Genomic DNA, 13,659 nt, shown 5'->3' with positions numbered 1-13,659 from the left:
GTGCGCGATGGTCGATATTGCCGAGACGTGCGTACCCGGCCCCCGCCGCGCCAACCGGCCCTTACGCCATGGCCGCGCCATGTTGAAGAAATAAGACACGTCTATGACGCTTGTTGGGTTTGCTCGGCCCGGGGGCCCTCGGCTTCGCCTTCGGGCGGGGGAGTCTCCTCGGGCGGATCGGGTTCGGCCAGCGGCAGGCGCACCACCACGCGGGTGCCCTTGCCGAGCTCGCTGGTGATGTCGAGCCGCCCGCGATGCCGCTCGACGATGTGCTTGACGATCGCGAGGCCGAGCCCGGTTCCCCCCGAGGCGCGGCTGCGGCCCGGATCGGTGCGGTAGAAGCGCCGGGTGAGGTGCGGAATCTGTTCGGGCGCGATGCCTTCGCCCTCGTCGACGACCGCGATCCGCGCCAAATCGCCCTGCGCAAGGTCGAGCACGACATGCACCGGCCGGTCGGCCGCGCCGTATTTGAGCGCATTGTCGACGAGGTTGCGCACCACCTGTTCGAGCTGCTGGAGATCGCCCAGCACCACCGGTTCGGCGGCCAGAGCGATATCGAGCCGGTCGCCGCGCTGGGGCCCGGCCGCATCGCGCGCGGCACGCTCGACCAGCGACGCAAGGTCGATCCGCTCGGTCGGCAATTCGTGCTTTTCGGCCTCGACCCGGCTGAGGCTCATCAGATCGCCCACCAGCGCCTGCATCCGCTTGGCCTCGCGCTCGATGATGCCGAGGAATTTTTTCGCGACCGGCGTCTCGATCGACCCGTCGTCCTCCTGCAGGGTCTCGACATAGCCGAGGATCGCGGCGAGCGGCGTGCGCAACTCGTGGCTCGCATTGGCGACGAAATCGGTGTGCGCGCGGCTGATGTCGGCCTCGGCGGTCTGGTTGATGAATTCGAGCATCGCCAACCGGTCGTCGATCGTCTGGCGGCTGATCTGCCAGATGTCCCCGCGCCGCACGAGCCCGCGCACGATCGCCTCGCCCTGGCGGGTCTCGCCAAGCAATGAGATCGCCTCGGGCTGGCGCAGCGCCACCCGCGCGTCCTGGCCGACCACATGCGGCCCGAGCATCTTTCTGGCCGCGCGGTTGGCGAGCGCGATGGTGTTGCGATCGGTGATGAGGAGCGGGATCGAGGAATGTTCGATCAGGTCGTTGATCGATTCGAGCGTCAGGCGCGGCTTGGCCTTGGGCTTAGCCGGCTCGGGCGGGCGGCCGGCCGCGACCAGCAGCGAGCCGACCCACACGGTCAGCACGGCGACGGCGATGACGATGTCGGTCCCCAGCAGGAGCAGCGCCACGAAGGTCACCGCCGCAAGCAGGATACCGGCGATGGGAATGTTCTGGCCGCTGCCCATGGCGCACGCCTTACAGCGTGGCAGCGGGCGAGGGAAGGGCGCAAGGCGCGCCGCAAGTCAAGGGCGCGGCGCAACGAAAAGGGCGGCGAGGCACGAAGCCTGCCGCCCTGTCTCCAGCCTCTTGCGAGGTGGTGACCCCTACGGGAATCGAACCCGTGTTTCAGCCGTGAAAGGGCCGCGTCCTAACCGCTAGACGAAGGGGCCGTCGCGATTGCGAGAGCGCGCCTTTAGGGGGGTGTTTCGGGACGGTCAAGCCTCGTTTGCGAGAAAAAATCGCGCGGGGGCCTCAATCGGCGAAGGCGGCGTCTTCGAGCTGCAGTTCGGCGGCCGGGCGGTTGCCCCAGTCGTCGATCTTAGCGCGCCCGGCGAGGTGGAAGCGGCGGCCCTGGTGGCGGTGGAGGAGTGTTTGGCCCATCTCGCTCTCCGCCGCGCGGAAGGCGATCGCCTTGAAGCTCCGCCCGTCGTTGCCGGCCGCGATGATCCGCACGTGGTCCTTGCCGACGATGTCCGCCTTGACGATCCGCACCGGGCCGACCGCGATGCGCGGGGCAGGCCAGCCGACGCCGTAGGGGCCGCCAGCCTCGAGCGTTTCGACCAGTCCGGGGGTGAGCCCTCCGGGTGCCAGCGCGAGATCGAGCAGCATCGCCGCCCCGGCACGCGCGCGCTCGACATCGCGGGCGAGGCGCTCGTCGAGGAAGCCCGCGAAGTCGGCGAGGCGCGCAGGCTCGATCGTGAGGCCCGCCGCCATCGCGTGCCCACCGCCCGCGACCAGCAGCCCGGCCTCGCGCGCGGCGATGATTGCGGCACCGAGATCGACCCCGCTGATCGAGCGCCCGGAGCCCTTGCCCTGTGCCTCGTCCAAAGCGATCACGACCGCAGGCTTACCGGTCTTCTCCTTGATCCGCCCGGCGACGATGCCGATCACACCCGGATGCCAGCCGTGGCCGGAGAGCACCTGCACCGCCATGTTGTGCTGGCCCGCCAGCTGTGCCTCGGCGGCTTCCTGCACCTGTGTCTCGATCGCGCGGCGCTCCTCGTTCAGCTGCGAGAGCTGGGCGGCGATGGCGCGGGCTTCCTCGGGGTCGGTGGTGGTGAGCAAGCGCACGCCGAGGGTCGATTCGCCGATGCGTCCGCCGGCATTGATCCGCGGCCCGAGCGCGAAGCCGAGGTCGCTGCATTGCGGTGCACGGGTGAGGCGGCTTGCGTCCATCAGCGCCGCCATCCCGATCCGCTCGCGCCTGGCGAGGACCTTCAGGCCCTGCGCCACGAAGGCCCGGTTGAGGCCGTGGAGAGCGGCGACATCGGCGACCGTGCCGAGCGCGACCAGATCGAGCAGGCCGATGAGGTCGGGCTCGCGCCGGTCCTTGAACCAGCCGCGCGCGCGCAGCGTCCGGACCAGTGCGATGCCAAGCAGGAAGGCCACGCCCACCGCCGCGAGATGCCCGTGGGCCGCGCCAAGATCGCTCTCGTCGAGGCGGTTGGGGTTGACCAGCGCATGGGCGGGGGGAAGCTCAGGCGAGCACTTGTGGTGATCGACTACGATCACATCGACACCCGCGGCCTTGGCCATTCCCAGCGCCTCGTGCGCCATCGCGCCGCAATCGACCGTGACGATCAGCTGCGATCCGCTCTGGGCAAGCTTGACCAGCGCCTCTCCGGAGGGGCCGTAGCCTTCGAGCAGGCGGTCGGGGATGTAGTAGTCCGCCGCCAGCCCCAGCTGGCGCAGCAGCTCGACAAGCAATGCGGCACTGGTCGCGCCGTCGACATCGTAGTCGCCGTAGATCGTCACCCGCTCCTGCGTGGCGACCGCATCGGCGAGGCGCGCGGCGGCGGTGTCCATGTCGCGGAATGTGGAAGGGTCGGGGAGGAAAGCGCGCAAGGTCGGCGCGGCATGGCGGGCGAGATCGTCCTCGGCCACGCCGCGGGTCAGCAGCAACTGGTCGAGGATCGAATGGTCGAGGCCGCCCATGCCGGTGACATTGTTCTCGCCCAGCTCCATGTTCCCCCCGCGCCAGCGCCACGCCTTGCCCGAAAGCGAGGCGGCAACGCCCAGCACCGGAGCGCCGAGACCGGGAGATGAGGGGAGCGGGCGAGTGGCCATGGCCTGCCGATAGCGCAAAGGCCGCGCCGCCGACAGGTGCGCGCGGTTGACAATCGACAGATGTGCGGGCCAGCCTTGGCGGCAATGGACCGGGAACCGCGCCTCATGATCCTCTGGCACAGCCGCACGGGCGCAAGCGAGGCGCTGGCCCGCGCGGCGGCGAAGGGGGCGGGGGCTGCGGCATGGCTGGTCGGTGCAGGCGAGGCCGAGCCCGCGATGTTGCTTGGCGCAGACGGCTATCTCTTCGTGTGTCCCGAGAACCTCGGCAGTATGAGCGGGCTGATGAAGGAGGCCTTCGACCGCGCCTATTACCCGTGCCTCGGGCGGATCGAGGGGCGGCCCTACGCCACCCTGATCGCGGCGGGATCGGACGGGGAGGGAGCGCAGCGCCAGATCGACCGGATCGTCACCGGGTGGCGGCTGAAGCGCGTGGCGCCGCCGGTGATCGTGAACCTCGGTGCGCAGACCCCCGAGGCCATTGCCGCCCCCAAGACGCTGCCTCCCGCCGCGCTCGTTCAGGCGCGCGAAACCGGCGCCGCCCTAGCGGAAGGGCTGCGCCTCGGACTGTTCTAGAGATTGCTCCAAAACGGGACAGGTGTGCCGTTTGGGGACTCGACGAGTTTCCGCAAACGCGCCAAATGGATGGCAGGGGAAATGGCATCTTTCGGGCCACTTAGGAGGGAGCCAGCAAATTTCACAGCCGCAGCGCGCTTATCCCGCCGAGCTGCACCTGCTGTTTGCGAAGGGCAAGCGGCCGGACCGGCATGCCGTCAGGGCGTTCGCTGGCCGCCTTCCCGCGCTCAGCGTCAGCCATGATCCGGTGGCCGGTGATGTACGCGCCGCCGGGGCGCTCGATGACGATCCGGCCCATGACGAACCGGTGTGGCCTGGACAGCTTCACTGGATCGAACTGCTACGCGACGGACTGACCTTCGACCTCAGCGGCCTCGCGCCAGGGGCAGCCAGCGCCTTCCCCGCCCTCGCGCACCGTTTCGATCTTCCCGTCCTGCCATCGCCCGAGGAATACGAGGCGATGGTGCTGCGCCCCGGTCCGCATCTCGCCGAAGGTTCGGGCAGCCCACCGGTGATGCGTGAGCTGATCGCTTTGGGCTGCGATATGGTGCGTCAGTTCGCCGACGTGCAGGCGGTGGGCTGGAGCCCTGCGGGCACGGCGATCGGACGCCGGTTCTTCGAATCCGTCACCAGCGCCTGGCTCGATGGCGGCCCGTTCCCGGCGCTCGGCCTGACCGCCTTTGCCGAGACCCCCGATGGCGCCATCGAGAGCGCCGGCCTTGCCTTCTGGATCGGGCAGGAGCTCCGGATCGAGCCCCCGCTCAGCGCCGACCGTGTGGCCGCCACGCGGCTCGGCATCCGGCTCGTCAACCACCTCGTGCTCGCCGGCGGGCTGGCCGAGGATGACCGCATCATCGCCCCCGACGGTTCACGTCTCGTGCTGCGCCCCTCACGCAGCCGGGCCCTGATCAGCGTGTGGCGTGAGTAGGGATGCGGAACTGGGGTCAAACGCATAGCCTGACGATCATCGCCTTCCGCTCGGTCAACGCGCGGGGCTCGCCGGAATACAACCCCGGCCTCCAGCGCCACCATCTGCTCCCCCGCCAGCTTCTCTCGCAGCGCTGCTTCGGCCGGATGTTCGCCGAGGTGGGCCGCGTCAACGTCGGCTTCGACGACTTCCGCCGCAACGGGCTCCTGCTCCCCGCCACCGAAGCCGCCTCGGTCCGCAGCGGCATGCCGCTCCACCGCGGGCCCCACCCGCGTTACAACGAGGTGGTGATCGCCCGTGTCGGCCGGATCGAGGCGCGCTGGGCCCACCTGCGCCTGCATGACGACGAGGCCGCGCTGATGGAGGCGCTGATGCGGCTCCACCTGCTCCAGTCCGCACTGCGCCGCCAGCTCCTCGCCGAGCGCCGCCGCGTGGTGCTCAATCGCAACGACCCGCTCGGCACCGGCTTCGACTTCGCCGAGCTCGACGCGATGGCCGAGATGCTGTGGGCCGCCGATTGAACGCGCTGTGCTGCCCCCGGCAGGAAGGCGCGCGCTCAAGCCTGCGCGGCGCTTGAGCGTCGCTTCCCGTTCGTGCAAGCCTGAACGGGAACGAAGGACACTTACTCGGCCGCCTCGGCCATCGCACCCCACGACGCGTAGCCCGAATTGCCCGCCAGCCGCGCCTTGGCCGCGTGATATTCGCGCTCGAACCGGGCGACGAGATCCTCGACCGTGCCGACTTCCTTGATCGTCCCGATCCCCTGGCCCGAGCCCCAGATGTCCTTCCAGGCCTTCGCCTTTGTGTTGCCGCCGCTGCCGAAGTTCATCTTGCTGGGGTCGCTTTCGGGGAGGTTGTCGGGGTCCATCCCCGCGGCCTCGATCGAAGACCTGAGGTAGTTGCCGTGCACCCCGGTGAAGAGGTTGGTGTAGACGATCCCCTCGGACGAGCCTGCGACGATGCCGTTCTTGTAGGCCTCGGTCGCGTTCGCTTCGCGGGTGGCGATGAAGGCGCTGCCGCAATAGGCGAAGTCGGCGCGCAGGGCCTGGGCTGCAAGGATCGTCGCCCCGTGCCCGACCGCGCCCGAGAGCGCGACGAGGCCGTCGAACCACTCGCGGATTTCCTGCATGAGGGCAAAGGGCGAGAGCGACCCCGCATGGCCGCCCGCGCCTGCGGCGACGGGGATAAGCCCGGTCGCGCCCTTCTCGATCGCCTTCATCGCGAAGCGGTTGTTGATCACGTCGTGCATCGTGATCCCGCCCCAGTTCCTGACCGCCTGATAGACCTCCTCGCGCGCGCCCAGCGAGGTGATGACCATCGGCACCTGCCACTTCTCGCAGGTCGCCATGTCGGCCTCGATGCGGTCGTTGGTCTTGTGGACGATCTGGTTGACCGCATAGGGCGCGGCCGGGCGATCGGGGTTCGCGCGGTTGTGCTGGCTGAGTTCCTCGGTGATCTGGTGGAGCCATTCGTCGAGCTGCGACTGCGGCCGCGCGTTCAGCGCCGGGAAGCTGCCGATGATCCCCGCCTTGCACTGCGCGATAACCAGTTCGGGGCCGGAGACGATGAACAGCGGCGATCCGATCAGCGGCAGGCGCAGGCGATCGAAGGGGACGGGAAGGGGCATCGGTTTCTCCTTAAAACTCTTGTCCAAACCCGTGTCTCTAGCGCCGGTTCCGGGTGTGCCAAGTGTCTTTTGTGTAGAGCCGGGGGGCGGCGAAGTTTACAAAGTTGACACTGTAAACTTCGCATTCCTACAGGAATTATCTCATATAATCAGAAGGATGTGACGAAAAACCGAAGTTGACACTGTGCGCGGCGTTTTCTTCCCTTGCCGCCGATCAGGCACGCGAAAGGTGCAAGCTCATCCATACCTCGTGCCGGGCGCTGTAGGAAAGTGCGCTATGCGAGCACGTCCTCGATCCCGTAGAACCGCGCCGCGTTGCCTGCGAAGAGCGCGACCTTCTCCTCGGCGCTGGCCGAGCGGGCGAGGCGCTTGAAGGCGTTCCACAGCACCGCATAGTCCGCGCCCCAGTAGTCGACCGGGTAATTGCTCTCGAACATCGCGCGGCCCGGGCCGAAAGCCTCGATGCAGGTCTCGATATAGGGGCGCCACAGGGCGGCGAGGTGCTCCGACGAATGGCCCGCACTGGGGCCGTCCTCGGGCAGGGCGCAGAAGGCCATGGCGAGGCCGCCGAGCTTGACGACGACGTTCTCGCACTTGGCGAGTTCGCGGATATTGCGGCGCCATTCGTCGAAGCGTTCGTGCAAGGTGCCCTTGTAGCTCCCGAGCCCCACCGGCGTGCCGACATGGTCGAGGCAGATCGGCTGATCGGGGAAGGCGCGCGCAAGGTCGATCACGTCGGGCAGCTGCGGCTCGAGCAGCCAGGCATCGAAGGTGAGGCCTCGCTTGCCGAGCTCAGCAAAACCCTCGCGGAAGGTGGCGTCGCGGTAGAGGCCTTCAGGATGGTGGAACGGCGCTCCCAGCACCTGCGGGTCGGCGTCCCAAGCGGCGGCGTGCCGGATGCCCCGGAAGCGCGGCGAGGCGGCTTGCAGCGCATCGAGCACCGCTCCCGCAGCTGCCCCGCGCGAAAGGTCGGCATGGCCCACGATCGCTGCGCAGTAGCGCGCCGGGCCGTAAAGCCCGCTCGCCGATTGCGCCGCGACGCCGTTCACATATTCGACCTCGCCGACCACCTTCAGCGCATCGCCATAGGCGCCGTTGTAGAAGGCGCCGCACTCCATGAAGACCGTGGCGACGATCTTGTGGCCGCTCGTCATGTGCGCGTGGAGCTGGTCGAAGGTGTAATGCGCGTGCGGCGCGATGGCGGCGATGAAGGGGTGGTGGGGCTCAGGGAACATCCCCACCAGCGCGCGCAGGTCCCACAGGTGATGGTGCGGATCGATGATCGGCAGATCGGGTTCGAGGATGTCTTCGGTCATGCGCGCCGCCTTCACTTAGCAGGCTTGAGGTAGCGGTCGAACCATTCGACCGTGCGCTTCAATGAATCCAGCTGGTTCTCGCGCTTTCTGAAGCCGTGGCCCTCGAGTGGGTAGAATACCGTTTCGACCGTGCGGCCCTTGGCCTTGAGGATGTCCTCGACCTCCTGCGCTTGGCCCCTCGGCACGCGGATGTCGTTCTCGCCCTGAAGACTGAGCAGTGGTGCCTTGGCCTCAGCGATATAAGTGAGCGGCGAGGCGCGGTCGTAGCCTTCGGGATTCTCCTCGGGGGTGCCCATCAGGCTCCGCAGATAGGCCTTCAGCACCTCGTCCATGTCGCGATACATGGTGCGCCAGTTGATGATGCCGAACCACTGCACCCCGGCGGCGAATTCGTCGGGCGTCTTGCCCAGCGCCATCAGCGTCATGAACCCGCCGTAGGACCCGCCGAAGATGCCGACGCGCTTGGGGTCGACATAGCCGCTGGCGACGAGGAACTGCTTGGCGGCGATCACGTCCTTGAGATCGCCGCCGCCCAGATCGTTGTAATTGGCGGCCTGGAAGTCCTTGCCGTAGCCGGTCGAGCCGCGGAAGTTGGGGGCGATGATGATATAGCCCCGGCTCGCGAGGGCTGCGGCGACATCGTCGAAATAGTCGTCGGTCTTGCCGGTCGGTCCGCCGTGGGGGAGCACGATCGCGGGGTTGCTGCCGTCGCGCTTGAGGTTGGCGGGCATGGTGACGAGCGCGCTGATCCGGGTGCCGTCGAAGCTGGTGTAGGTCACCTGCTGCGAGCTGGCGAGCGCTTCGGGCCGGACGCTCGCGAGCGCGAGCTGGGTGATCGGGGTCACGGTGTCGGTGGCAAGGTCGTAGCGGTTCAATTCGCCCGTGACGTTGGCGGCCATGTTGACCACCAGCAGCGATGTGCCGTCGGGCGAGCGCGGTTCGCTGGCCGATGTGAAGTTGATCCCTTGCGGCAATTTCAGCGGCCGCGCGGTGCCGGTCGCCAGATCGTGCAGCACCAGTGTGCTGCGCAGATCGTCGCTGTCCTCGGTGATCAGCGCCTTGCCGTCGCGGGTGAAGCGCAGTGCGTTCTGGTCCCACACGATCGGCTTCAGCCATTTCCACTGGCCCGTGGCAAGATCGTAGAGCCCGGCGCGCGGACGTCCGATATCCATGTCGGTGGTGACCGCGAGCCACTTGCCGTCGGGGCTGACATCGGCGAGCCGGAAGATCGTGTTCGGCTGCCCCAGAACCCTCGTCGCCTTGCCGGAGGCGACATCGACCCGCCAGATTTCGGTGGTGGTGGAATCGACCTTGTCGCGCAACGCGTAAATGGTCTTGCCGCCATCGGCCCAGACGCGCGGGCTCCATTCGTAGTCGGGATCGGCCTCGGCGGTGAGCACCCGGACGCTGCCATCGGGCGCGAGCACGGCGAGGTTGCCTTGCGCTTCGCTCTTCTTCTTGATCGAGAAGGCGATCAGCCCGTCCGCGCCGCCGGGGACCATGCCGCGCTCGCTGAGATCGGGCGTGTTGGTCACCCGCTCGACGGCGCCGCCGCTGGCGGGCACGCGGTAGAGATCGTAATACTCGTCCCCGCCATTATCCTGGGTGAAATAGAGCCACTTGCCATCGGGCGAGGCGGCGAGGCCGTTCTGCGATTCGTCCGACTGGGTCATCTGCAGCGGCCAGCTGCCGTCCGCATCGGTGCGCCAGATGTTGTAGCGCCCGGTGAGGTTGGTCGAGAGGAAGACGTGCTTCCCGTCGGCGCTCCACGTGACGCCGCCGACCCCGCGCGAATTGCCGATATCCTCCAGAGGCACGGCGCGCGCATCGGGGTTGGCGGGGGAGGTCAGCGTCTTGGGATCGGTCACCGGCCGTTCCGGCGTGGCGATCTGTGCCGCAAGCGGCGAGGTGCCGAGCAGCAAGGCAACGAAGATCATCGAACGCATATCAGTTCCCCCCCCACAGGTATCGCGCATCGTCATGCGGCGCGCGGCGCAGTGATACCACTGGCGCGCCCGCGTTCCAGCAAGGAATCGGACAGGCCCACGATCAGCCGGAGCGGGCCACCGCCGAATTGGCCGCACTGAGCACGGCACGCACGCTCGCCGTGGCGATGTCCTCGTCGATCCCGCAGCCCCAGATGGTGCGCCCGTCCGGGCTGCGGCATTCGAGATAGGCGGCCGCGCGCGCGTCGGTCCCGGCGCCCAGAGCGTGTTCGGTGTAGTCGACGACTTCGAGTTCCACTCCGAAGGCCTCGCGCAGGGTGCCCATCACTGATGAAATGAGGCCGTTGCCGCGGCCTGAGACAGACTGTTCGGCCCCCTCGACCGCGATGGTGCCCGCAAAGATGCGCGTGCCGTCGGCGGCGCGGCTTTCCTCGTAGCGCACAAGCTGGAAGTGCTTGGGGTGGATCTTGACGTGATAGGCGCGGCGGAAGGCGTCCCAGATGTCGGCGGCGTTCAGTTCGCGGCCCAGTTCGTCGGCCATGTGCTGGACGTGCTTCGAGAAGTCCGCCTGCATCTTCTTGGGTAGCTTCAGGCCCTGATCCTTCTCGAGCACCCAGGCAAAGCCGCCCTTGCCGGACTGCGAGTTGACGCGGATCACCGCCTCGTAGCTGCGCCCGAGATCTGCCGGGTCGATGGGCAGGTAGGGCACGCGCCACAGCTCGTCATTCTGTGTCTCGCGCGCCTCAAAACCCTTCTTGATCGCGTCCTGATGGCTGCCGGAGAAAGCCGTGTAGACCAGCTCCCCGCCATAGGGATGGCGCTGGTGGACGGGCAGGTCGTTGCAATAGGTGACGGTCTCGATCACCCGGTCGATGTCCGAGAAGTCGAGCTCTGGGTCGATCCCCTGCGTGTAGAGATTGAGCGCCATCGTCACGAGGCAGCAATTGCCGGTGCGCTCGCCATTGCCGAACAGGCAGCCCTCGACCCGGTCGGCACCCGCCATCAGCCCCAGCTCTGCTGCCGCAACACCGGTGCCGCGGTCGTTGTGGGTGTGGAGGCTGATGACGGCGCTTTCACGGTTTGGCAGATGGCGGCAGAAATACTCGATCTGGTCGGCGTAGATATTGGGCGTCGCCGCCTCGACCGTGGCGGGCAGGTTGAGGATGATCGGGTGCTCGGGGGTGGGCTGAAGCACCTCCATCACCGCGGCGCACACCTCGATGGAGAAATCGAGTTCGGCGGTGGAGAAGGTCTCCGGCGAATACTGGAAGTGCCAGCCCGTGCCGGGATAGCGTGCCGCCTCGTCGCGCATCACCTTGGCGCCTGCGACGGCGATGGCCTTCACCTCCTCGCGGCTCATGCGGAACACGATGTCGCGCCATGCGGGGCTGACCGCATTGTAGAGGTGCACGATCGCCGCCCGCGCGCCTTCGAGGCTGGCGAAGGAGGTGCGGATCAGGTCCTCGCGGCTCTGCGTCAGTACCTGCACGATCACGTCCTCGGGGACCGCATTGGACTTCACGAGGCCCGAGATGAAATCGAACTCGGTCGCGCCTGCGCTGGGGAAGCCGATCTCGATTTCCTTGAGGCCCACCTCGACCAGCAGATCGAAGAAGCGCCGTTTCTTCACCGCGTCCATCGGGTCGATGATCGACTGGTTGCCGTCACGCAGATCGGTCGAGAGCCAGCGCGGCGCGCGTTCGATCAGGCGCGAGGGCCACTGGCGGTTGGGCAGGTCGATCTGACCGAAGGGGCGATACTTGGCGGCAGGATGCTTGAGCATGGGCATGACTGAAAAGCTCGTCGCGAAAGGGGAAGGAGGCTTGCGGCGGTTACCCTTGGGCGCGGGCCGCTGGCGCCTCAGGCGCGCGGCTTCCTACGCCCAAGGGCGCATAAGTCGAAGCCGCAGCGCAAGTCCGTGTCCCGTCATGGCCCAAGCCTTTGCCGATTATTGCGCGCAAGCGCAAGCCGGGATTGGCCCCATTGCCGACGCGCCTATCCGCAGCGCGCGTCGCGGATGATGCCCTGCGCATCGAGCATGATCGAGAGACGCGGATTGGTGGGGTCGGGGTTGACGTTGGCGGTCGCCCCGAAGGCGACGAAGCGCAGGTTGTCGGTGCGCCCCAGTGCCTTGGCGATCTCGGCGCGCGTGGCCTGATCGGCGAGCTTGCCGATGAAGGGGCCCATCAGCGGCGCGCCGCAGGTCTTGGAGGCCGGATCGGTCAGCGTACCCGGAGCATAGGCGCCGGGTGCCGCCCCCGGCAGGGGCTCGGCCACGGTCGGCGCGACGGTGCCGTTGGCGACGGGAACGGCGCCCGGCGCCGGCGTCGCCTCGCCCTTGCCGATGCGCGCGGCAAAGCTGTCGGCATCGTTGCCGGTCGGCTCGGGCTCGCTCCCGCAGGCGGTGAGCAGGAGCGCCAGAGCGGGAAGAGCGAAAGCGAAGGCGCGCGCGGTGGTCATGGCTGCCGGATCCCTGTTGTCGAAGCGTGCCCGCCCAAACGCCCCTTGCGTTACCGGTTTATGACACGCGTGCCTAATAGTGCCGATGGCGGATGCGATCGGGCGTGAGCTGGTCGATGCCGGTGACCCCCATCAACCGCATCCCGCGCTCGATCTCGTCCTTGAGGATGCCGAGCGCGCGCTCGACCCCCGCCTGTCCGGCCGCCGCCAGCGCATAAAGATAGAGACGCCCGCCCGAGGCGGCGCTCGCCCCGCTGCACAGGGCCTTCAGCACATGGGTGCCGCGCCGCACGCCGCCGTCGCAGATGATCTCGATCCGGCCGCCGACCGCATCGACAATCTCGGGCAGCTGGTCGAAAGGCGCCCGGCTGCCGTCCAACTGCCGCCCGCCGTGGTTCGAGATCATGATCGCATCGGCGCCGATCTCCACCGCGCGCCGCGCGTCGCCTGCGCTCATGATGCCCTTGAGGACGAAAGTGCCGCCCCAGTCCTGCCGGATCCGCGCTGCCGTGTCCCAGTCCATCGCGGTGTCGAGCATCGTGTTGAAATATTCGGCGATGCTCACCGCCTTGCCGCTGCCTTCGGTGACATGGGTGTCGAGATTGGGGAGGCGGAATTTCTCGCGCAGCACGTAATCGAGCGTCCACTTGGGCCGCGTGGCGTAGCTCCAGACGCTCGCCGGGGTGAAGCGCGGCGGGGTGGTGAAGCCGCTTCGGAGGCACCGCTCGCGCTTGCCTGAAACGATGGTGTCGACCGTCAGCGCCAGGGCATCGAACTTCGCCGCCTGGCAGCGCTCGATCATGTGCGCGTTCAATCCCTTGTCCTTGTGGACGTAAAGCTGGAACAGCTTGGGCCCACTGGTGAGCGCGGCGATCTCCTCGATGGAGCGGGTGGCGAGGCTCGAGATGCCGAACCACAGCCCGTATTTCTCCGCCGCACGCGCCACCGCCCGCTCGCCCTCCCAGTGGAAGGCGCGCTGCACCGCGGTGGGCGAAAGCATCAGCGGCAGGGCGGAGCGGCGGCCGAGGATGGTGCAGGAGGTGTCGATCGTCTCGACCCCCGCCAGCACGTCGGGCACCAGATCGACGGCGGCGAAAGCGGCAGTGTTCCTCGCCTTGGTCAGCTCGTCATCGGCGGCGCCGTCGATGTAGTCGAACACGGGGAAGGGCAGGCGCGCCTTCGCGAGCGCGCGGAAATCGTCGATGTTGTGACAGTCGGCAAGGCGCATGACGGGCAAGCTTTGAAGCAGTCGCTTCGCCAAGTCGACGATTTTTGTGCGCCCCTGTCACCAATGAAGGTGAGCGCGCGAAAGACGGACAGACCGGTCACGTGCCATCCCTTCGGGTGGCCCCG

The 13,659-nt window shown here is 67.8% G+C and carries 11 protein-coding genes and 1 tRNA gene; 3 read left to right on the top strand and 9 right to left on the bottom strand.

Translation table 11 applies throughout. From position 1 onward, the window contains the following. Positions 1-101: 101 nt before the first annotated feature. The 3 genes from AX708_RS06695 to recJ all read right to left on the bottom strand — a co-directional run bounded on the left by AX708_RS06695 (position 102) and on the right by recJ (position 3,456). A complete protein-coding gene (locus tag AX708_RS06695) occupies positions 102-1,355 on the bottom strand; it encodes a cell wall metabolism sensor histidine kinase WalK (RefSeq protein WP_066527795.1) in 1,254 nt (417 codons plus the stop codon). A 129-nt stretch (positions 1,356-1,484) separates the two neighbouring features. Then, a tRNA-Glu gene (locus tag AX708_RS06690) sits at positions 1,485-1,559 on the bottom strand. Between the two features lie 82 nt (positions 1,560-1,641). Further along, positions 1,642-3,456 carry a single-stranded-DNA-specific exonuclease RecJ gene (gene recJ / locus AX708_RS06685; RefSeq protein WP_066527793.1) on the bottom strand — a complete coding sequence of 605 codons (1,815 nt, stop codon included), beginning with the start codon at positions 3,454-3,456 and terminating at the stop codon, positions 1,642-1,644. Between the two features lie 84 nt (positions 3,457-3,540). On the opposite strand from recJ, the gene AX708_RS06680 reads away from it, so the two are divergent. From AX708_RS06680 to AX708_RS06670, 3 genes are all read left to right on the top strand, one after another. After that, positions 3,541-4,029, top strand: a complete 489-nt coding sequence (locus tag AX708_RS06680; protein ID WP_066527783.1) for a flavodoxin family protein — start codon at positions 3,541-3,543, stop codon at positions 4,027-4,029. A gap of 247 nt (positions 4,030-4,276) precedes the next feature. Then, complete coding sequence (locus AX708_RS06675) at positions 4,277-4,957, top strand: hypothetical protein (protein WP_156443332.1); 681 nt, start codon at positions 4,277-4,279, stop codon at positions 4,955-4,957. 2 nt (positions 4,958-4,959) lie between these two features. Continuing rightward, entirely contained in the window at positions 4,960-5,478 is a 519-nt protein-coding gene (locus AX708_RS06670) for an AHH domain-containing protein (protein WP_066527780.1), read from the top strand. Between the two features lie 101 nt (positions 5,479-5,579). Here the strand turns inward: AX708_RS06670 and AX708_RS06665 are convergent, their stop codons facing one another. The 6 genes from AX708_RS06665 to AX708_RS06640 form a co-directional block, all read right to left on the bottom strand. After that, positions 5,580-6,584, bottom strand: a complete 1,005-nt coding sequence (locus tag AX708_RS06665; protein WP_066527778.1) for a nitronate monooxygenase family protein — start codon at positions 6,582-6,584, stop codon at positions 5,580-5,582. A 275-nt stretch (positions 6,585-6,859) separates the two neighbouring features. Further along, complete coding sequence (locus AX708_RS06660) at positions 6,860-7,900, bottom strand: amidohydrolase (RefSeq protein WP_066527994.1); 1,041 nt, start codon at positions 7,898-7,900, stop codon at positions 6,860-6,862. Between the two features lie 11 nt (positions 7,901-7,911). Further along, positions 7,912-9,846: a S9 family peptidase gene (locus tag AX708_RS06655; protein WP_066527775.1), complete on the bottom strand. Its 1,935-nt coding sequence runs from the start codon at positions 9,844-9,846 to the stop codon at positions 7,912-7,914. A 103-nt stretch (positions 9,847-9,949) separates the two neighbouring features. Continuing rightward, on the bottom strand, positions 9,950-11,635 hold the full coding sequence (gene leuA, locus AX708_RS06650; protein ID WP_066527773.1) for a 2-isopropylmalate synthase: 1,686 nt from the start codon (positions 11,633-11,635) through the stop codon (positions 9,950-9,952). A gap of 206 nt (positions 11,636-11,841) precedes the next feature. Beyond that, complete coding sequence (locus AX708_RS06645; RefSeq protein WP_066527772.1) at positions 11,842-12,306, bottom strand: hypothetical protein; 465 nt, start codon at positions 12,304-12,306, stop codon at positions 11,842-11,844. 73 nt (positions 12,307-12,379) lie between these two features. Beyond that, complete coding sequence (locus tag AX708_RS06640; RefSeq protein ID WP_066527770.1) at positions 12,380-13,534, bottom strand: alpha-hydroxy acid oxidase; 1,155 nt, start codon at positions 13,532-13,534, stop codon at positions 12,380-12,382. Between the last annotated feature and the right edge of the window lie 125 nt (positions 13,535-13,659).

The sequence above is a fragment of the Erythrobacter sp. CCH5-A1 genome (genome assembly GCF_001557115.1).
In the GTDB taxonomy this organism is placed as follows: domain Bacteria; phylum Pseudomonadota; class Alphaproteobacteria; order Sphingomonadales; family Sphingomonadaceae; genus Erythrobacter.
Note: the sequence above shows the minus strand (reverse complement) of the source record. Positions and strands in the feature narration are given on the sequence as shown.